This is a genomic window from Streptomyces sp. NBC_00576, assembly GCF_036345175.1.
Lineage (GTDB): Bacteria > Actinomycetota > Actinomycetes > Streptomycetales > Streptomycetaceae > Streptomyces.
Genome location: NZ_CP107780.1, coordinates 5,741,445 through 5,760,847 on the forward strand (window position 1 = coordinate 5,741,445; position 19,403 = coordinate 5,760,847).

Consider the following 19,403-nt stretch of genomic DNA (forward strand, 5'->3'; position numbering starts at 1 on the left):
TCCATGACGGCCCAGGGGGACAGCCAGATGACCGACGACAGCTTCACGAGCCTGCCGGGATGGAGAGGCGGCGACGCCAACGCCGCGTATCTCGACAAGAACCTGCGGCACTTCCCGGTGGAGACCTCCCTCGACGACTCGGTCAGCTGGCGGCTGCTGCTCCAGCTGTTCGTCTACGCGTTCCTGGCCTCGTTCCTGGCGTTCCTGCCGTTCTTCTTCTTCGGGCTCCTCCTCCTTGTCGCCGGCAGCGGCGAGGGGTTCGCCGCCATGTTCGTGCTGGCGTACATCGCCTCGGGCGCCGCTTTCTGGGTGACTCTGCTCGGGGTGCGTCTGGTCGAACCGATCGCCGAATGGCGGGTGCTGCTGGCGGACCGCAGCGGATCTCTCGACTCGGCGTACGTGTCCATCGCGGGCACGCTCGCGCGTCGCTACATCCCCGTCGACCGCGCCGAACGGGTCATAGCCACCGGACTGGGCCGGGATCAGGTCCGTAGTCGCCTGGTGCTGTCGGAGGGCAAGTGCCAGGCCTACGTCTCGGTCTTCTCGTACGGTACGAGCCTCTACCTGGGGTGGCAGATGTGGCGCTCGCGCCGCGGGTACGCCCTGATCGGCGGGTGGGTGTCGGACCTGATCGCGTCCATCACGGGCCGCCTGAGCCCCGAGCGGACCATGATGCGTACCGAGGGCGTGCGGGCCATGCGGGAGGCGGTGCACGCGGCGTGCCGTGAGGGACTGGCCACGGCGGTGGACCAGGTCGTGGTGCCCGTCGCCTACGCCTTCCCGCAGGGGCTGCCTCCGGTGCAGGCCGACCACGCGAGGTCCGCGCCGACGCCGGGCGTCAATCCCACGGGGACCTGGGGTCCGCCCGCGGGCGACCCCCCTGCGGGCGGTCCGCAACCTCGTACCTGAGCCGACGCCCACCTTCGCCGACTCACTCCGCCACGCGCGGCGCGAGCCGACGGCCGGCCGTGAAGGAAACGAAGGGCCCGGGACGCCCGGCGGGCCTGGCCCGGGACCAGACCGACTGGTGGGCTTGGGCGGGGCTGGCGGGGCTGGCTGGATCAGGCCGACTGGTGGGCTTGGGCGGGGCTGGCGGGGCTGGCTGGATCAGGCCGACTGGTGGGCTTGGGCGGGGCTGGCGGGGCTGGCTGGATCAGGCCGACCGGTGGGCTTGGGCGGGACTGGCAGGACCAGGAACGGCCGGTGGGCTTGGGCGGGACTGGCTGGATCAGGGCGACCGGTGGGCCTGGCGGGACTGGCGGGACTGGCGGGACCAGGAACGGCCGGTGGGCCTGGGTGGGGCTGGCAGGATCAGAACGACTGGCGGGCCTGGGCGGGGCTGGCGGGATCAGGGCGGCCAACGGGATTGGCGGGGCTGGCGGGACCAGGAACGGCCGGTGGGACCACGAGGGGAAGAGTAGATGGCCGAAGGCGCTCCGGAGGGTGCGCGGGGTGTTCTGTTGCGTGGTGCCCCCAGTGGGGAGAGCTGGGCCTATGTCGCCTTCTCGCTGAGTCCCGCCCCGCTGTCCGGGGGCCTCTACCCGGAGTTCTCCGAAGCCCGGCGCAGAGCCGACCGGGTCGCTGCCGAGCGGGCTTGGCTCGCGGCGCTCTGGACGGATCGCAACACCGCCCGCTGGGATCTGCGGTTCATCAGCGATCCGGTGAGCGGACGGATCGAAACCGTCGTCATCGCCCAGCTGTACGGCGCCGACCAGGCAGCCGCGCTCCGGGCCGTGCGGGACGCGCTTCCCGCCCTGGCGCGGTTCCCCGCGCACGTGACGGGAACCCGGATCGAGGACACCGAGGAGATCGCACGGCTGCTCGCCCCGTTCGTACCGGGCCCGGGCGCGATCGCCGAGATCCGCAAACGCATCACCTGCCGGACCCTGACCCGCGTCTGGGGCGCGGAACGCATCGCGACCGCGGTCTCCCGACTCGACGCCCGTGACCCTTCCTGGGACCGGATATGGGTCCAACTGGCCGCGGAGCCACGGCGGACGGTCGTCAGCGTGTGCCTCGAACCGTGCTCCGCTCCGAACGGACTCGCCGAGGGCCTGACCATGAGAGCGCAGGTGTTCGGGACACTCGCCGTGCCGGGACCACCGGACCCCATGTACGGGCTTCCCGTGCCGGGCGACCCCTTCGCCCAGGAGGCACAAGGGCTGTACGAGGCAGCCGCGCGACGTTACACCGGGCGGCTGCACCGGGCGCGCGTCTCGGTCGCCGTCGAGGGCGAGGCACCGGTGTCCGACGTACTGACCGGTCTCATCGGCCACACCGTGGCGCCGACGAGCTCCGGGGCGGTCGTCGTCCGCCCGCAGAGCCGGGAGGAACACCAGGTGGCCTGCGGCAACCTGCTGGGCGTCAACCGGGACTGGCAGCGGGAGGCCTACTGGCAGGGGGTCCCCGCGTTCCTGCGGACGCCGTCCGAGGGGCAACTGTGGCTGAGCGATCCGGGTACGGTGACGGCCCTCGCCGATCTTGTGGACGCCGACGAGGCGGCCGCCGTCTTCCGTCTGCCCCACGAGGAGCCCGGGGAGCCCGGACTCTTCGTGCTGAAGCGGCAGGCGCCGAACACCGCCAGCCGCGGAGGAGCACCCGCCGGCGCCACCGACACCGGCTGGACCGACTTCGGCCCCGGGATCTGACCGACCGACCGCCGAATCCCGGTCCCGCAACGATCCGACCGACAAACATCCGACCGACAAACGAACCGACCGACAAACGAACCGACCGACCGACGAACAGGATCCACCGGACATGCCCGAAGCATCCGTATCCGTATCCGCGTCCCAGGCGCCGAAGAACGCCCTGACCTTCACCTTCCCGGGGTCACAGGCTCAAGCCGACGCGCTGAACCGGGATCTGGCGGAGTGGATCAACGACACGGACCAGCTGGGTGGCACGGCGAGCCTGCGCACCGAGCCGCCCGCCCCCGGCGAACAGGGCGACGTAGCCGCCGCCGTGGACATCATCAACGCCTCCGCGGCGGTGGTCGCTGCGGTCACCAACGCGTTCTTCCTCTGGCTGCAGCAACGGCGGCCGGCCTACCGGCGGATCGAGTTCGAGGTGGTGCGGCCCGACGGCACCCGGGTCAGTGGCGCGGTCGACGACGAGGACCAACTGCCCGCGGTCATGGCGCAATTGGCCGCGTTCGCCGTCGCCCCGCCCGGGGCGGACGAATGACCTGGGCCGGGTGGCGCCCCACCGCCGCGTGCGCGCTGCTCGTCGGCACCGGCCGGCATGTCCGCCCCAGCTCGCTGTCCCCCATGCCCCAGGCCGTGACGGCGGTACGGGCCCTCGGGGCCGCCCTCAGCGGCGAACGGGGGGTGTTCGACGCGCGGCGAACCACGGTGATCCCGGAGCCCGCCGACACCCGGCAGGTGCTGGACCCCCTGCGCCGTATGGTCCGGGAACCGGACGTCGACCTGCTGCTCTTCGCCTACTGCGGTCACGGACTGCTCGGCCGGGACGACCGTCTCTGTCTGGCGCTCACCCCCTCCAGCCAGTACGGCGGCGGGGGTGATCCGAGCCCGTCGCTGCCGTTCACCGAAGTCGCCAGTCTGATGCGGGAGTCGCGGGCGAGGCACAAGGTCGCGATTCTCGACTGCTGCTTCTCCGGCCGCGCCCTCGGCCCGGACGGCCACGGAATCCATCTGCTCACCGCGTGCGGCCCCACCCAGAAGGCCCTGTTCCCGCCTGAGGGAACACTCACCGGTTTCACCGGGGCGCTGCTCGGGATCCTCGACGAGGGCATACCCGACGGGCCCCGCCATCTCGGCCTGTCCGACCTCTACGACCGGCTGGCGGTGGTCCTGCCGACCACCCCGGCACCGCAGACGGGCATCATCCCCACCGGATACCCCGCGCCCCACCAGCAGACCGTCGACCGCTCGGGCCACATCGTGCTGGCGGTCAACCCGGCCCACGGCACCCGGCGGACACCGGCGGGACTGCGTGCCCGAGCCTCCTTCGCCCAACGGCTCAAGAAACTCACCGAGCCGTCACCCGCCACCCCCGTGCCCGACCCGGCGAGCCTGCCTCAACTGGTCGACTTCCTGGCCGACCTGGCCCGGGACGCGGCCGAAGTCCTGGGCCCGCTCGACGACTTCAGCATCGACGTCCGTCGCAACCACGCGGTCATGACCGGTGCCGCCGGATCCCCCGAACAGGCCGCGGCCCTGCTGTCCGCCCTGGTCGACGCCCTCCGCGCGAAGTCGGCCGGTCACCGGGCCCTCCCGGGAGCGGAACGGGCCCTGGCCCACTGGATCCGGGAGCCCTCTCGGGCGATCACCCTGGAGAACTGAAGCTGCACGGCGAAACCATCCACGCGGGGAACCGGCCCGCACTCCCAGCCCGTCCGGCGTTTGAGGACGAGCGCGTTCAGCGCGAAGAGGGGGTCTGGGGGCCTCACCCCCGCCAAGGCACACCTCGGTACACCCCCTGCGGTCTGATCGAGTGGACTCGCGAGGACGCGTACCGCACGACGACCTCGCACCACGCTCCGGATGGTGGCGTTGCCTCCTCAGCCCCGATCCGGAAGAGGCGCCACTCCATGCGACGTACTCCCTCCCGACGCCTGTTCGTCGCCGCGCTGCTCGCGGCGTCCGTACTGGCCCCTGTGACGGCGACCCCTGTCACTGCCGCCAGTGCCGCCAGTGCCGCCACCGCGGTCCACCTCGCGGGCGTCGACCGGCACGACAAGGACGACTGCCCGCCGGACGGTCTCGGCCGTGAGCTGACCGCCCGGCTGGACAAGGCCATCGAGGACGTCCGCCAGAAGGCCGGCATCCCCGGTGTCGTCGTCGGGCTTTGGATGCCGGGCAAGGGAAACTACGTCCGCGCGACCGGGGTCGCCGACACCGCCACCCGCAAGCCGATGACCACCGACCTGTACACGCGGATCGGCAGCGAGACCAAGACCTTCACGGTCACCGCGCTGCTCAAGCTCGTCGACGACGGGCGGATCCGGCTGGACGACCCGATCTCCCGTTACGTCGACGGCGTGCCGAACGGTCGCCGGATCACCCTGCGCCACCTCGCCGAGATGCGCAGCGGCCTGTTCCCGTACACCGCCGACCCGGACTTCGTGCACGATCTGCTGAGCGACCCGAGCCGCTCGTTCACCCCGCCGGAGGTGCTCGCGTACGGCTTCAAGCACCCCAACACCTTCGCGCCGGGCACGCAGTTCGAGTACTCCAACACCAATCTGGTCCTCCTCGGTCTGGTGATCGAGAAGGTCAGCGGTCTCAGCGCCGCCGACTTCATCGACAAGCAGGTGCTGCGCCCGGCCCACCTCGACCACACGCTGTTCCCCAGCGGCGCCGAGTTCCCCGAGCCGCACGCGCGCGGCTACACCAACCAGACGCTGAGCGGCGAGATCGAGGACGCCACCGACTGGAACCCCAGCTGGGGCTGGACGGCCGGGGCGATGATCTCGAACCTGCACGACCTGCACCGCTGGGCCAGGATCGTCGCCACCGGCACGCTGCTCAGCCCGGAGACCCAGAAGCAGCGGCTCAAGATGCTGCCCACCGGCCACCCCGGTACGAGCTACGGCCTCGGCATCTTCGACAGCGACGGCTGGATCGGGCACAACGGCTCCATCCCGGGCTACGAGAGCGTGACGGTCTACCTCCCCTCGCGGAAGGCGACCTTGGTGGTGCTGCTCAACACCGACATCACATATGACGGCCAGGAGCCGTCCTCGCTGGTCGCCCGCGCTGTCACCGAGATCGTGACCCCCGGCAACATCTACGACCGCCCGCTCCCTCCGCGCTAGCGGCTCCGCACCCGCCCCATCCACCGCCCGACGCAGCGGCGAGCCGGGCCCTGCCCGGCACTGCCTTCGTGTCGGGCCGTGGTCTCCGCCTCGCCGGCTCCCCTCGTGTTCCTGTTTCTCACCTGTCGTCCGGCATGCTCTCGGCCGAGCGGTAGGGGTCGCGCTGGACGACGCACAGGGCCCAGATGACGAAGGCGGAGAGCGCGATCATCACGACGGACCAGACCGGGTAGTACGGCAGGGAGAGGAAGTTGGCGATGACGACGAGTCCGGCGATGGCGACGCCGATGACGCGTGCCCACGTCGCGGTCCCGAACAGCCCGATGCTGACGATCACGGCGACCGCCCCCAGGGCGAGGTGGACCCAGCCCCAGCCGGTCAGGTCGAACTCGAACACGTACTGGCGTGTGGTGACGAAGATGTCGTCCTCGGCGATCGCCATGATGCCCCGGAAGATGCCCAGCACGCCGACGAGGAAGAGCATCACGGCCGCGAAGGCCGTCAGACCGCCTGCCCATTCCTGCTTCGCCGTGTGTGCCGGCCGAGTGTGTGTCGTGGTCATCTCGTGCCTCGATTCGTGTGGTCCGGATGGTCCGGACGGTCCGGCTGTTGCTGTTGCGGATGCTGTTGCTCAGCGGCCGGAGGCGTGGGGGGCGGGACCCGAGTGCCCGGCCGGCGCGTTGCCGGTCAGGACCAGTTCCTTCGCCCTGCGGAACTCCTCGTCCGTGATGTCGCCGTGGGCGCGGATCTCGGACAGCCTGGCGAGTTCGTCCACGCTGCTGGGACCGCCGCCCGCGGTCTGCTTGATGTAGGCGTCGAACTCGTGCTGCTGCGCACGGGCCTGCGAAATCTCCCGGCGGCCCATGTTCTTGCCACGGGCGATGACGTAGACGAACACGCCCAGGAAGGGCAGGAGGACGCAGAACACCAGCCAGCCGGCTTTCGCCCAGCCGCTGAGTCTGTCGTCGCGGAAGATGTCGGTGATGATCCGGAAGAGCAGGACGAACCACATGATCCACACGAAGAACACCAGCATGGTCCAGAAGGCGCTCAGCAGCGGATAGTCGTACGCCAGGTAGGTCTGTGCGGTCATGTCCGTCCTCCGTGGTCCGTCCTCCGTGGTCCGTCCTCGGTCGTCCGTCGCGTCCTTCGCGGGAGCGGTTGTCCGGCGTTCTCAGCGTGCCCGCGGCACCTGCCGGTCGGCCTCACCCGGCGCGGGTGAGTGTGCGCGCGGCGCGGGCGCCGCCGGGTACCAGGACGTGGAGGCGACGTACTCGCCGAGGGCCAGGCCCGAGACGGCTACCAGGAAGACGGCGATCAGCCAGGAGAGGAACGTGAAGACGGGGCCCAGGGCGCCGAACTCGTCGAGGCTGCGTTCCATGGCCGTGGGCAGCAGCAGGCGGGCGGCCCGGCTCAGCAGGACCGTGCCGGCGCCCGCCAGCACTCCTCCCGGCAGCAGGTCCCACCAGCCGATCCTGCCGCCCAGCAGCAGATGCTGGGACCACCACCACAGCAGCGACGCCGAGAACACCGACAGCGCCAGCCCGGTCACCGCGCCCCCGCCGAACCCGTCACGCAGCGGTGCCTGGACCAGGAGGTAGACCAGCCAGACGAGCAGCCAGAGCAGCCAGCGTCCGACCACGGCCCGCAGCGGTGCGCGCGGCAGGTGCCAGCACCGCTCGCACACCGCCTGCAGCGCCCGGCTCAGGGCTGTGGCGGACAGCAGCGTCACCACGACGCCCACGGCCCCGACGGAGTTCCGGGTGGGGCCGGTGGCGGAGTAGACCTGACGCACCTCGTCGAGCGTGTCGCCGTGCACTCCCAGAACCGCGCTGAGGGAGTCGGCCAGCAGGTCGTGCATCCAGTCGGGGGCGAACGCCGCGATGGTCATCAGCAGCGGGAGCACGGTGAGGAACGCCTGCGCGGCCAGCCGTACGGAGCCCTCCACGAGGTTGAGTGCCGTCAGCCGGGTCAGCATCCGGGCCGGGGCTCCGGAGCGCAGCCTCGCCGCGAACCGCCTCGCCGTGCGCCGACGCTCGTCGGTACGGCGGGGCGGGTCGCGGCGCCCGCGTCCCGGCGTGCGCCCGGGCCCGGTCGTATGCCTGTGTCCTGCCGGATGTCCGCGTGGCGACGGGCCGGGGCCGGATGTCCCGGCCATGGCTTATGGGGTCGCCCGGTTCGGCGCGCCGTGTTCCGCCTCGGCCTCCGTGCCGTCGGCCGGTCCCGCGGCGGCGAGGATCGCCAGGAGGATCAGGGCGGCCAGGACGACGCAGAGGACGAGTGCCACGGAGGCGACCGTGGGGTAGTTCCACAGGAGCAGCCACAGTCCTCCCGCCGCGATGACGATGCCGGTGGTCCACCTGCGGTGCTCGGCCAGCCAGTGGCTGACGGGTTCGGTGCGTACTCGGGTGTGGCCCAGTGCCCGGCCGGCGGCCGTCGTGCCCCGGTCCGCGGTCGAGCGGACGGCGCGGGCGACGCGGCTGGGACCGTACAGGTACGCGGCCAGCGCCGTGATCACCGCGATGATCAGCAGAGTGCGGGTGCTGTTGCGCAGGAAGCGGATGAACGTGTCGTAGATCGCCGCGGCCGCGTCCGGGGGCAGTGCCGAGGGTGGCACCGAGTCCAGATAGACCCGGCGCAGGACGGCCAGCGCGACCAGCACCACCACCATCATCACGCCTATACCGATCGCCGTGATCATCAGCATCAGCCGGTGCGACGGAGCCGTCCATACCGTGAGCGCGGCCATCGCGATGGTCAGGACGGGCAGCCAGGTGCCGAGGATGTCCAGCAGCCGCATCGCGTCCTGTGCCTTGGCCAGTTTCTCGGTGTGGAACAGCGTGACCGTCTTGTCGGTGTCCGGGATCGCGGAGGCCTTCTCGAAGCCCGCGTCGACGAGACGCTTCTTCACCTGGTCGACGACGTCTCCCACATTCAGGCTGATGGTGTCGCCCTGGGCACGTACGGCACCCTTGCTGTCACCGGTGAGCATGTTCACCACCGCGGCGTGCGACCGCCGGTTGGCGCCCTCCCACACCTGCTGGAAGGCGTCACTGGTGATCACGCGGGTGACGGCGCGGTCGACGACGGACCTGACCGCGCTGCGCAGGGGACCGGTGAGGGAGTCCGCCCCCGCCACGACGCGGGGTGGTGCCCCGGCGTCCTTGAGGACCTTGGTGAGCGAATCCGTCACCGCCTGGACGTCCACGTTCTCCACCACGCGGTCTGTGAGCCGGTTGATCACGACGTCCTGCACGGCCGGGTCGGAGGCGAGCGGCGCGACGGTCGCCACGTACCTGTCGGTGTCGGAGACCGTGGCCTGCACCCAGGCCGCGACGACGGCCAGCGGGGCGAGCACCAACGTCAGCAGGAGCAGCACCGAGGCGCCGGTGCGGCGCAGTCCCCGGTGACGCACCTTCGCGGCCCGGCGCAGTCGCTCGTACTCCGCTTTCTCCTCGGCGCTCAGGATGTGGTGGCCGGGAGGCGCGGCTCCGCCGGGGTCCGGTGAAGCGGGGGTCGAGGCCGGGTTCATGGGTGCTCCTCTCGTCGCGCGCGTCGTGCGGCTCCTGGTGTGCGCCGGGCCGGCCACGACCGCCGTGCTCGGCCGCGTCCACCGCCGGAGCGGCGGCTCGCGGGGTCGGGCCGTTGCGGCTGACCCCTCGGGCCCGAGGGGTCAGCCGGTTTCGGTGGGGCGGGGCGGTGCGTCGGCGGGTGTTCTTCGGAGCGCGGCCCGCCATGCGAGGGCGACCGCCGCCTCGGCCAGGCCGAGCAGGACCAGCCACAGGCCGAGCAGCCGGGTCAGGGCACGGGCCGACTCGGCCGGGAGGGCGAGCACGACGATCCCCGCGACGATGCCGAGCACCGCGGCGCCCAGGACGACGCCGCGGTGCGGCAGGTTCTCGGTGGCCAGGGCCGTGTAGAGGGTGAGGACGCCGGACACGAGCCAGACGACCCCGACGATCAGGGAGAGCGCGGCGATCGTCTGCAGCGGGTTCCGCAGGCACAGCACCCCGGCCAGGACGTACAGCACGGCCATCAGCAGCTCCGGGAGCCGTTCGCCGTGCCCTTCCCGGGCGAAGACGGCCACGAACCGGAACGCCCCGATCACCAGCAGGTACAGGCCGAAGAGGACGGCCAGGACGTGCAGGGTCTCGTCCGGCCAGACCAGCACGAGGACACCCGGCACCAGCGTCGCGACCGCCGAGCCCATGATCCAGGTCCAGGACCGGCCGACCCTCGCCAGCGCCCGCGCGGGATCGCCCATCGGATCGAGGGCCGCCTTGTCGGGCAGGTGTTCCGGTTCGGTACGCGATGCCGGACCGCGCGGCATGGTCATGGCTTCTCCTCGCGTGATCGGGTCCTCGCTTCCGGTACCGCCGACGAGGCGGTGCACCAGGACCTGGCCGCTCCAGAGTCCCGCCCATGGCCGGGGGTTGGATCACCCGCGACGGGTGATCCGTCGGGCCCGCCACGGAGATGAGGTGGAACCTGCCGGCGCACCGGACGTACCGCGTCCTGTCCAACGGCCGGCCGACCCGACGGACGGACGGAGAGAGCCAAGATGAGCGATGCCCGCGCTGCCCGCACGGATCGCACCGGGTCCGAACCGGGCGAGCCTCGGCGGCACCGACGGCTGCGCGGCGGCCGGTGGGCGGCGTTCGCGGCCCTCGCCCGCGCCGTGCTCATCGCCGTCGGTCTGGTCGCCGGCTACTACCTGCTGCCCTTTGACGATCGCGGCACGGCCCGCACGACGGCGCTGCTCGTGTGCGGTTTGGTGGCGGTGCTGCTGGTGTTCTCGTGGGAGGTGCGCAGCATCGTGCGCTCGACCCACCCGCGGCTGAAGGCCGTCGAGGCCCTGGCCGCCACGCTGGTGCTGTTCCTGGTTCTCTTCGCCAGTGCCTACTACCTGTTGGAACGCTCCGCCCGGGGCTCGTTCAGCGAGCCCCTGACCAGGACGGACGCCTTGTACTTCGCTCTCACCACGTTCAGCACCGTCGGCTTCGGGGACATCACCGCACGCTCCCAGACGGGGCGTCTGCTGACGATGGTGCAGATGGCGGGAGGGCTGCTGCTCGTCGGCGTCGCCGCACGGGTGCTGGCGGGCGCGGTCCAGGCGGGGCTGCGCCGCAAGGGCCGTGAGTCGTCGACGCAGTCGCGTTCCGGTACTGATCCCGGGCCCCCGGACCAGGAGGCCGGACCGTGACCGTACTCAGGGACGCGCGTCGGCGTGCGTCGCGTTCGTGCCACGGCTGGTACGAGACGGGGCAGCGATCATGGCGGCGGATCCGGCGCCCCTGACCAGCACCGGGCTCCAGGTGCAGCTCTGCGGGGACGCCCACCCGCTGAATGTCCCGTCCGCCCGTCCGCCCGTCCGCCCGTCCGCCCGTCCGCCCGTCCCCCCGTCCTTCCCGTCACTCCGGCAGCTGCCGCATCTCCACCACGCGCAGGCCCAGCGACTGGCAGCGGGCGAGCAGCCCGTACAGGTGCGCCTCGTCCACGACGGGGCCGAACAGGACGGTCTGGCCGGACATCATGACGTGGCTCAGCTCCGGGAAGGCTTTGGCCAGCACTTCCGACAGGTGTCCCTCGACTCGGATCTCGTAGCGCACGAGCTGTCCTTCCTTGGAACAGTCCGGCACAGGTGGGCGGAACTTCTACTCTGCGATCGTCCGCCCCGGTGCTCCCTTCGGGCCTCACCCGGTGCAGGTGACCGCCGCCAGGCGCCGTACGACACGGATCAGTGCGTCAGAACGAGCTTGAACGAAATGATCAGCAGGCCGATCAGCAGGTTGACCGAGGCGGTGGCGACCACAAGGCGCTTGGAGGCGTGGGCGCGGCGTGCCGCGGCCACGGACCAGCCCACCTGCCCGGCAACGGCGACGCAGACGGCCAGCCACAGGGAACCCCGCAGGTCCAGGCCGAGGAGCGGGCCGACGGCCACCGCGACAGCCGGCGGGACGGAGGCCTTGGCGATCGGCCACTCGTCGCGGCACGCGCGCAGCACGACCTGGCGGTCCGGAGGCTGTTGCGCGAGACGTGCCCCGAACAACTGGGCGTGCACATGCGCGATCCAGAAAGTGGCCCCGGTGAGCAACAACAGCAGCACCAGCTCCCCGCGGGGGAACCGGCCCAGTTCGCCGGCGCCGATCACCACGGAGGCCGCGAGCATGGATCCGTACACCCCGCCCGTGTAGTCCGCGTGGGCCCGGCGCTCAGCGCGTCGTACCGGTCGCACCGTCGGCTCCGGTGGCACTGCCTGCTCCGGCCGGAGCGTCGGTGTCCGGCTGCCGTCGGCGGGCTTCCCGGCCGGTCGGCAGGTGCGAGGTGACCAGGAAACTGGCGAGAGCGATGCCGCCGGTGGCCAGGATCGCCGCTTTCAGGCCGTCTAGCTGCGCGGAGGCGTAGGAATCGGCGACGGCGTCGACCTGGGACGACGGCAGCCCGGCCTGCTCGGCCGCCGAGCGCACCTGGTCGGTGGAGACGAAGCTGATCCCGGACTCGAGAGAGACACCGACCTGCTGACGGGTCTCCTCGGACAGCTGCGGGTTGTCGTCCACCTGCGAGGTGAAGGCGTGGGCAAGCGCGCCGATGAGGATCGACCCGATCAGCGCGGTGCCCAGCGCGGAACCCAGGTTCTGTGCCGTGAACTGGAGCCCTCCGGCCTCACTGCGCTCCTCCTCGCCGACACTCGACTGGACGACGTTGCCCAGCTGCGAGGCGAGCAGGCCGACACCCACGCCCAGCAGGGCCATGGCACAGGCGAACATCGCGTTGTCGATGACCGGGTCGATGGTGGCCAGCAGCCACACGATGGCCCCCGCCAGGGTCAGCAGACCCAGCCGGACCACCCGCCGAGGCCCCATCACCCGACCCAGCGAGGACCCGCACAGCGAGACCACGAGCATGGTGACGGACACCGGGAGCAGCCGCAGCCCTGTCTCGAAGGCGTTGAACCCCTGAACCACCTGCAGGTACAGCGGGATCGTGAAGAAGAGCCCCAGCAGGATGAGGTTCTGGCTCAGCAGCGTCAGCAGGCCGGACCGCAGTACGGGTCGGCCCAGCAGGGACAGGTGTACGAGGGGATCGGTGCCCTGGGCCTCGCGCCGCCGCTCCCAGTGCCGGAACCCGGCCAGGACGACCACCCCGAGGGCGATGACGAACAGGGTCGGGGCGAAGCCGAAGACGGTGAAGGGAGGGTTGCGGGGCTGCACCCACCCCCAGGTGCTGCTCTGGAGCACTCCGAGGACGCCCACTCCCAGTCCGGCCGCCGAGAGCACGGCACCCACCCAGTCCAGCCGGGGGCGCCGCGCGGGCGGGGCGGGCGTCGGGATCACCCGGCGGCACAACAGGACGGCCAGGACGACCACGACCTCGCCGGCGAAGACCAGCCGCCAGGTCAGATACGTCGTCACCCAGCCGCCCAGCAGCGGGCCGACCGCGATCCCCGCGCCGGCGAGCCCACCGAGGACCGCGTAGGCGACGGCCCGGTCCCGCCCGTGGTAGGACTCCGCGACGAGCGCGGCCATGGCCGGCAGCACCATGGCGGCGCCGAGTCCCTCGATGACCGACCAGCCCAGTGCGAGGACCCAGAGGGTGGGTGCCGCGGCGGTCAGGGCGGACCCGGTGCCGTAGACGACGAGTCCGAGAAGGAACATGCGGCGACGTCCCAGGATGTCCCCGAACCGACCGCCGATGATCATGAAAGCGGCCATGACCAGCGCGTACAGCGTGATGACGGCCTGGATGGCGGTGACCTCCGTGTCGAAGTCCTCCACCAGCTGGCTGATGGACACGTTCATGACAGCGGTGTCCAGGACCATCAGGAACTGAGCCGTACCGAGAACGATCAGAGCCCGCCAGTGCTTCACGGTGTCCACCTCGCTGAGTCGGGTCGGCTCGGGATACCGGCGGCCGACGGATACCCCGCCGCCGCTCTCATCGAATCCCGGCCACCCGGTCCGCGCCTCACCCGTTCTGGGGGAACGTCACAGCAGCCGGAGGTCGCGGGCGCGGCGCACCGCGTCGCCCCGCCGGCTCACGCCCAGCTTGCGGAAGACGCTCTTGAGATGGGTCTTCACCGTGTTGACCGACACGAAGAGGTCCGCGGCGATCTCCTCCGTCGACATCATCAGGGCCAGCCGCCGCAGGACGTCGCGCTCGCGTGCGCTCAGCTCCACCGCGACGAGCCGCGAGGACTGCCGCGAGGACTGCTGCACGGGCTGCGCGGGCTGCACGGGCTGCACGGGCGTGAGCCAGCCCGCGGCCAGCTCTTGGAGCGGTGCCGTGGCCAGGAGCGGCCGGAGCCATGGGCCGGCATCGAGGAACGGACGCCGCAGCCGCTCGCGCCGGGCGTCGAGGAGCGCCTGCGCCACGAGCTTGCCGGCGGTGGTGGCGTCCCCCGTCTCCGCCGCGGCCCGTGCCCTCACCAGTGCCGCCCGGACGGTCACCGCCGGACCGCTACGGCCCTCGGCGCGGACGCTGTCGAGCAGGTCGATCGCATCCCCGGGACGGTCGGCGGCGAGCAGGATCGCCGCGGCCTGGACGGCACACACAGGCTGGTCGCCGGACACGCACTGGAGCGCGTCGACGGCCTGCCGAGGCTGTCCTTCGGCCAGGTGGGCGGCGGAGTCCACGAGCGCCTTGTGGCCCGCCGCCCAGGGGGAGGCCACGGCGGCGGTCACCGCCGGGTCCGCCGCCTCGACGGCGGCTCGGGTGTCGCCTCTGGCCAGCAGGAGACGAGCGGTGACAAGGGCTCGTCCCGCCGCCGGTACCGGATCACGCCTTCCCTGGTGGAGGGGGGCGGACTCGTCGAGGAGGGCCTGGGCCCGGTCCAGTTCATGGCGGTCCACGGCCACACCGGCCAGGACCAGCCGTCCGATGCCGGAGCCGGACGGCTGGGGCAGGCCGGCCCGCTCCGCCTCGGACACCGCCGCCAGGGCCTTGCGCTCCGCCCTGCTGAGCCAGCCGTTCAGGTAGTCGAGCAGCGCCAGGTGCCCCATCGAGTCCTCCCTGGGCAGCGCGGTGGAGGCTCCGCCAGGGGTGCCGGCCACGGTGGTCAGGGCGGCACGGGCGTCCTCGAAACGCCCGGCCCACAGACGTGCCGAACCAAGATGGGTCAGCAGGAGCGCGGTGAGTTCGGGGTGATCGTCCAGAAGCCCCTCAGGGACCTCCCGTCGCAGTCCGGCGGCCGCCTCGGCGGCCTTCTCGGCCCGTGGGGGACAACCGGTCAGCCGGGCGGCCAGTGCCTCCAGCAGCACACAGCTCAGCCGGGCGGCCGTCAGACCGGGCGCGTCGCGGTTCGGCCGTTCCCCGTTCAGCCGTTGCCCGTCCAGCTGCTCCGAGGCGCGGCGCAGGCAGGCCAGACCGTGGGCGAGGTCGCGGTCGAGGTCGCACCGGGACAGATCGCGGGCCGCCCGTACGAGGTCCGTCGCGGGGCTCCTGGCCTCGGGTCCCATACCGGAGAACAACTGGGTCAGCTCGCCCGAGCGCAGGCCGGTGAAGAGCTGGCCGATCGCCAGGTCGTCGACGAGGGCACCGGCGGCGAAGTCCCAGTCGCCCGCGGCGGCGCCGTGGGCGAGTGTCTCCTGCAGGAACCCGGAACGGCGCAGCCACCGCGCGGCCCGCCCGTGGAGTTCCGGCTCAAGGCCGGGCAGACGCACCCGCAGATGGGCCCGGAGTATCTCCCCGAACAACGGATGGAGCTGGTACCACGAGTGTCCGAGGTGCTCGACGAACGCGTTCTCGCGGTGCAGCCCGGCGAGAATCGGCTCGGCATCGCTTCGCCCGGTCAGCGCGTCGGCCAGCTCTGGACAGAAGCGGTTCAGGACGCTGACACACAGCAGCAGGTCCTGCGCCTCCTCCGACCGCCCCTTGAGGACCTCGGCCGTCAGGAAGTCCGCGACCGTACTGCGGTCAGCCTCGAACTCCTTCAGACAGAGCTCCGGGTCGGCGCTCTCCCGGGCGGTCAGCGCGGACAGGCTCAGGCCGGCGGCCCAGCCCCGGGTACGGTCCACCAGGGCGTCCACGGCGTGCACCGGAAGGCTGAGACCGTGCAGTTCCAGCAGTGCCCCGGCCTCCTCGGAGGTGAAGGCCAGCTCGGCGGCGCGGATCTCCGTCAGCTCGTCGGCCGCCCGGTAACGGTGCAACGGAAGAAGCGGTTCGGTGCGGGTGACGAGGACCAGGCGCAGGCCCCTCCCGGCGTGGTGCAGGACGAACTCCAGCTGCTCGGCGACCTCGGGAGCGGTCACGCGGTCGTACTCGTCGAGCACGACGACCACGGGCCGGTCGCGGTCGTCGAGCTCGGCGGCGAGCAGCGCCAGCAGTTTGTGGTCCACCCGGGTCGCGTCCGCGGGGCCCCCCACCGCGTCGGAAACCGGCACACCGCAGGCGCGCAGGGCCTGAAGGACGTACGCCCAGAAAACGCCCGGACGCTGGTCCCCCGCTTCGACGGTGAGCCATGCGACAGGTTGCCGCAGTCCGGCGGCCCAGTCGGCGGCCAGCATGGTCTTGCCCGCCCCGGCCGAGCCGTTGACCAGTGTCAACGGTGTCCGTAGCGCCTTGTCGAGATGCCGTACGAGCCGCGGCCGCCGCAGAAAGGTGGAGGGCCTCGCGGGAAGGGCGAACCGGGTGCGCAGAAACGGATCCCCCAGGGGATCGGCGTACGGAACGGCCGACGCGGCCGCAACCGTGGAAGCCGTTGGTACGGGCGGTCCTTGAGCGCTTCCGGCGTGCCCGGTGTTCTCGGCGTTCCCCGCCAAGGTACTCACCACCCCTGTTCATCGGGGTCATGCCATGGGCATCGCTTCCTCACCCAGCATCCCAGCCCTCCGGCCCGCGCGCGCGGCAGCCTGGGGTGAACCGGGGCCGGGGCTCAGCGCACCGGGAAGCCGAAGGCGTAGCCCTGTTCCTTGAGCCGGGGGAGGATCCGGCTCAGGGCCTCGACGGTCTGGGAGCGGTCGCCGCCCGCGTCGTGGAAGAGGAGTGTCGGCCCGTTGGGCAGTTCCCGCTCGACGGTGGCGACGATGGCGTCCGTGCCCGGCCGCTCGAAGTCCTTGGTGTCCACGTTCCAGCCCAGCGGGCGCATGCCGCGGGAGGCGGCGAGCTTGCGGCTGTACGGGGTGAAGGCGCCGCCGGGCGCCCGGTAGTACATCGGTCGTACGCCCCCGGACGCCTCGGTGATCATGCGTTCGGCGTCGAGTATCTGCTGCGACTGGTAGGCCTCGGACTTCTTGTCCATGGTGGTGTCGTGCGACACCGAGTGGTCGCACAGCCGGTGCCCGGCCGCGACCACCTTCTTCACGAGGTCCGGGTGGGCCTGCGCCTGCGTACCGACCATGCAGAACGTGGCCTTCACCCCGTACTCCCGCAGCACGTCGAGCACTTGGGGGGTCCACTCGGGGTCGGGTCCGTCGTCGATGGTGATGTTGACGCCGCGCGCACCCTTGTCGGAGGCGTGCACGATGGTCACCGCGACCGGCTTGACGGCCCTGGCCTGCCTGGCGGACGCGGGCTCCTTCGGCGACGAGCCGCCCACGGCACCCGCCTGCGCGGTCCACACCGACGCACCGGCGGCGAGCAATGTCACCCCGAGCGCCGCGCCGAGCACCTTGCCGTACCAGCCCCGCCCGCCGCTGTGCCGCGCCCGTGCCATGTCCGCCCCGCTTTCCCGCAGTTCCTCGCCGACCCCTGGTCACCTCGCGACCAACTGACCAGACGAGCAACGGCGGCCACAGGATGCGTCCGTTACCGATCAAGGACAATCCCGGTGTGGTTCCCGGACAACTGAGCCGAGCGGCGGGCGGGGCGGGGATGGTGTTCAGGCGCTGGGCGGTCGTCCGACACGGGACGCAGCCGGATGGATGAACACGGAAACCCCAGGCATCGGCCTGGGGTTTCGTTGTGTGGGTGTGGGTGTGGGTGTGGGTGTGGGCGGGCGACGAGAACCGAACTCGCGTCGCCTCACCCGGAGGGCGTCAGCCGACGGTCCACTTCTGGCTCGTCGCACCCGTGCCCGTGAGCTGGACGACCGCCGCTCCGGTCGTCGTCGCGCTGTTCAGCACCCCGAGATTCAGGCCGCTGTGCACGGCGACCAGCATGTAGACGCTGCCGGTGTAACTGCCGACCAGGTCGAAGAAGAACTGCTGGTTGGTGCCGCCGTTGCAGGTCCACTGGATGAGCTGGCGGTTCTCGGCGGTCGACTTGCTGGGGACGTCCAGGCACAGCCCGCTGTTGACGTTCTTCAGCGTGTAGATGTTGGCCGAGACCTTGGTGAGCGTCCACCGCTGGTCCGCCCCGCCGGTGCCGGTCGCCTGGATGATGTTGGCGTTGGTGGCCGTGGAGGCGCCGGTGACGTCGAGCAGCATGGAGCTGCCCGAGTTCGTCAGGGTGTGGGCCGCCGCACTCGGCACGCCGCTGTTCGGCGTCCAGGTGCCCGCCGCGGCATCCAGTGACCAGGTCGGGTACTGGCCGAGGTTCACCGTCGTACCGCTGATGGTCAGCGGCAGCCAGATGAGCTGGGACGCGCCGAGGTCGGAGGCGTTCCAGCGGTCACCGGCGTAGATGTAGGTCGTACCGGTGGTGCCGGCCACCGTGATGATGTTGGCGGTCTGGCTGCCGTACGTCTTGGTGCCCGGGGCGGCGAAGTTCCGCATCGCCGACCAGGTGCCGCTGACGGAGGTGGCGGTGGAGTAGACGTTGTCGTTCAGGCTCCAGCCGGTCAGGTGCGAGGCCAGCAGGTAGTAGATCCCGTTGGCCTTGATCATCGCGGGTGACTCGAAGCTGTTGGCGCCGCCGCCGCTGCCCAGGATGGCGACCGTGCTCACCGGGGTGAGGTAGTCACTGGAGAGCAGGTCGATGCGCAGGCCGTTGTTGCGGTCCTCCGACAGCAGGTAGGCGGTGCCGTCGGTGTCCTGGAACAGGCCGATGTCACGGCTCAGTTGGCCCAGCGGGCGAGAGCTGCCCCGGTAGTCGTAGGCGCCGCAGGGTGTGCTGCTGGTGGCGACACCGACCTTGGCCTCGGAGTAGTTGAGGCTGTCGATGTGCACGTACATCACGTACTTCTGGGTGGTGGCGTTGTAGATCACCTTCGGCCGCTCGACCACCCGGGACGGGCCGAGGTCACCGCTGCTCTGCAGGGACAGCGCGTCGCCCCGGTACGTCCAGTTCGCCAGGTCGGTCGAGCTGTAGCAGGCGATGGCCTGGAAGGACGTGTCGGACGAGGTCACGCCCGTCTTGTTCTCGCCGAAGCCGTACCAGGTGTCGCCGACCTTGATGATGCCCATGCCGTGGAGCTGCAGGGCGTTGCCGCTGGTGTCGGTCCGCGCCGCGCCGGTCGTGAAGGTCACGGTGGCGGCCTGGGCGGCCGAGACGGGTATCAGGAGCGCGGCGACACCTGCCAGCAGGGTCAGGAGCAGGACGGCGGCAGTGCGCCACGGTCTGAGGCTGTGGCGGCTGTGGCCGCCGCTCCGGCCGGAAGACGTTCCTTGGGACATGCTTCGCCACCTTTTCCTGACGGGCGGACATATTTGTCCGCCGTACGGCCGGTTAATGACAACTGTCGCCACCGGCTCTGTCAAGGCATCGGCGTTGGGTTCTGTTTCTTTTTGGTTTTTACGAACGACCC

The 19,403-nt window shown here is 71.3% G+C and carries 17 protein-coding genes; 6 read left to right on the forward strand and 11 right to left on the reverse strand.

The window, feature by feature from the left end:
• The first annotated feature begins 3 nt into the window (after positions 1-3).
• The 5 genes from OG734_RS24810 to OG734_RS24830 all read left to right on the forward strand — a co-directional run bounded on the left by OG734_RS24810 (position 4) and on the right by OG734_RS24830 (position 5,782).
• Entirely contained in the window at positions 4-909 is a 906-nt protein-coding gene (locus OG734_RS24810; RefSeq protein WP_330289691.1) for a hypothetical protein, read from the forward strand.
• Between the two features lie 512 nt (positions 910-1,421).
• A complete protein-coding gene (locus OG734_RS24815; protein WP_330289692.1) occupies positions 1,422-2,648 on the forward strand; it encodes a hypothetical protein in 1,227 nt (408 codons plus the stop codon).
• A gap of 112 nt (positions 2,649-2,760) precedes the next feature.
• Positions 2,761-3,186, forward strand: coding sequence for an effector-associated constant component EACC1 (locus OG734_RS24820; RefSeq protein WP_330289693.1), 426 nt, complete (start codon positions 2,761-2,763; stop codon positions 3,184-3,186).
• Positions 3,183-4,307, forward strand: coding sequence for a caspase, EACC1-associated type (locus OG734_RS24825; protein ID WP_330289694.1), 1,125 nt, complete (start codon positions 3,183-3,185; stop codon positions 4,305-4,307). Before OG734_RS24820 ends, OG734_RS24825 begins: the two co-directional genes overlap by 4 nt.
• Positions 4,308-4,555: 248 nt before the next feature.
• The gene (locus OG734_RS24830; RefSeq protein WP_330289695.1) at positions 4,556-5,782 is read left to right on the forward strand and encodes a serine hydrolase domain-containing protein; all 1,227 of its coding nucleotides are present in this window, start codon (positions 4,556-4,558) and stop codon (positions 5,780-5,782) included.
• 118 nt (positions 5,783-5,900) lie between these two features.
• On the opposite strand, the gene OG734_RS24835 is transcribed toward OG734_RS24830, so the two are convergent.
• The 5 genes from OG734_RS24835 to OG734_RS24855 form a co-directional block, all read right to left on the reverse strand.
• On the reverse strand, positions 5,901-6,344 hold the full coding sequence (locus OG734_RS24835; RefSeq protein ID WP_330289696.1) for a DUF7144 family membrane protein: 444 nt from the start codon (positions 6,342-6,344) through the stop codon (positions 5,901-5,903).
• A 69-nt stretch (positions 6,345-6,413) separates the two neighbouring features.
• On the reverse strand, positions 6,414-6,875 hold the full coding sequence (locus OG734_RS24840; RefSeq protein WP_330289697.1) for an SHOCT domain-containing protein: 462 nt from the start codon (positions 6,873-6,875) through the stop codon (positions 6,414-6,416).
• A gap of 81 nt (positions 6,876-6,956) precedes the next feature.
• Complete coding sequence (locus OG734_RS24845; protein ID WP_330289698.1) at positions 6,957-7,940, reverse strand: ribonuclease BN; 984 nt, start codon at positions 7,938-7,940, stop codon at positions 6,957-6,959.
• 3 nt (positions 7,941-7,943) lie between these two features.
• Positions 7,944-9,314 carry a hypothetical protein gene (locus OG734_RS24850; RefSeq protein ID WP_330289699.1) on the reverse strand — a complete coding sequence of 457 codons (1,371 nt, stop codon included), beginning with the start codon at positions 9,312-9,314 and terminating at the stop codon, positions 7,944-7,946.
• A gap of 141 nt (positions 9,315-9,455) precedes the next feature.
• Positions 9,456-10,118, reverse strand: coding sequence for an HdeD family acid-resistance protein (locus OG734_RS24855; protein WP_330289700.1), 663 nt, complete (start codon positions 10,116-10,118; stop codon positions 9,456-9,458).
• 225 nt (positions 10,119-10,343) lie between these two features.
• On the opposite strand from OG734_RS24855, the gene OG734_RS24860 reads away from it, so the two are divergent.
• Entirely contained in the window at positions 10,344-10,985 is a 642-nt protein-coding gene (locus OG734_RS24860) for a potassium channel family protein (protein WP_330289701.1), read from the forward strand.
• A gap of 208 nt (positions 10,986-11,193) precedes the next feature.
• Here the strand turns inward: OG734_RS24860 and OG734_RS24865 are convergent, their stop codons facing one another.
• From OG734_RS24865 to OG734_RS24890, 6 genes are all read right to left on the reverse strand, one after another.
• Positions 11,194-11,391: a hypothetical protein gene (locus tag OG734_RS24865; RefSeq protein ID WP_330289702.1), complete on the reverse strand. Its 198-nt coding sequence runs from the start codon at positions 11,389-11,391 to the stop codon at positions 11,194-11,196.
• Positions 11,392-11,519: 128 nt separating this feature from the next.
• Positions 11,520-12,017 (reverse strand): hypothetical protein, encoded by a 498-nt coding sequence (locus tag OG734_RS24870; RefSeq protein WP_330289703.1) that lies wholly within the window; start codon positions 12,015-12,017, stop codon positions 11,520-11,522.
• A complete protein-coding gene (locus OG734_RS24875) occupies positions 11,995-13,650 on the reverse strand; it encodes an MFS transporter (protein ID WP_330289704.1) in 1,656 nt (551 codons plus the stop codon). The genes OG734_RS24870 and OG734_RS24875 overlap by 23 nt, the downstream gene beginning before the upstream one ends.
• A gap of 117 nt (positions 13,651-13,767) precedes the next feature.
• A complete protein-coding gene (locus OG734_RS24880; protein ID WP_330293774.1) occupies positions 13,768-16,431 on the reverse strand; it encodes a LuxR C-terminal-related transcriptional regulator in 2,664 nt (887 codons plus the stop codon).
• A gap of 221 nt (positions 16,432-16,652) precedes the next feature.
• On the reverse strand, positions 16,653-17,432 hold the full coding sequence (locus OG734_RS24885) for a polysaccharide deacetylase family protein (RefSeq protein ID WP_330289705.1): 780 nt from the start codon (positions 17,430-17,432) through the stop codon (positions 16,653-16,655).
• A gap of 322 nt (positions 17,433-17,754) precedes the next feature.
• Positions 17,755-19,272 (reverse strand): RICIN domain-containing protein, encoded by a 1,518-nt coding sequence (locus OG734_RS24890; protein WP_330289706.1) that lies wholly within the window; start codon positions 19,270-19,272, stop codon positions 17,755-17,757.
• Positions 19,273-19,403: the final 131 nt, after the last annotated feature.

Coding starts and splice junctions, on each gene's coding strand:
- OG734_RS24810 (WP_330289691.1), top strand. CDS start 4: ATGACGGCCCAGGGGGACAGCCAGATGACCGACGACAGCTTCACGAGC.
- OG734_RS24815 (WP_330289692.1), top strand. CDS start 1,422: ATGGCCGAAGGCGCTCCGGAGGGTGCGCGGGGTGTTCTGTTGCGTGGT.
- OG734_RS24840 (WP_330289697.1), bottom strand. CDS start 6,875: ATGACCGCACAGACCTACCTGGCGTACGACTATCCGCTGCTGAGCGCC.
- OG734_RS24830 (WP_330289695.1), top strand. CDS start 4,556: ATGCGACGTACTCCCTCCCGACGCCTGTTCGTCGCCGCGCTGCTCGCG.
- OG734_RS24855 (WP_330289700.1), bottom strand. CDS start 10,118: ATGACCATGCCGCGCGGTCCGGCATCGCGTACCGAACCGGAACACCTG.
- OG734_RS24845 (WP_330289698.1), bottom strand. CDS start 7,940: ATGGCCGGGACATCCGGCCCCGGCCCGTCGCCACGCGGACATCCGGCA.
- OG734_RS24885 (WP_330289705.1), bottom strand. CDS start 17,432: ATGGCACGGGCGCGGCACAGCGGCGGGCGGGGCTGGTACGGCAAGGTG.
- OG734_RS24890 (WP_330289706.1), bottom strand. CDS start 19,272: ATGTCCCAAGGAACGTCTTCCGGCCGGAGCGGCGGCCACAGCCGCCAC.
- OG734_RS24850 (WP_330289699.1), bottom strand. CDS start 9,314: ATGAACCCGGCCTCGACCCCCGCTTCACCGGACCCCGGCGGAGCCGCG.
- OG734_RS24835 (WP_330289696.1), bottom strand. CDS start 6,344: ATGACCACGACACACACTCGGCCGGCACACACGGCGAAGCAGGAATGG.
- OG734_RS24860 (WP_330289701.1), top strand. CDS start 10,344: ATGAGCGATGCCCGCGCTGCCCGCACGGATCGCACCGGGTCCGAACCG.
- OG734_RS24820 (WP_330289693.1), top strand. CDS start 2,761: ATGCCCGAAGCATCCGTATCCGTATCCGCGTCCCAGGCGCCGAAGAAC.
- OG734_RS24825 (WP_330289694.1), top strand. CDS start 3,183: ATGACCTGGGCCGGGTGGCGCCCCACCGCCGCGTGCGCGCTGCTCGTC.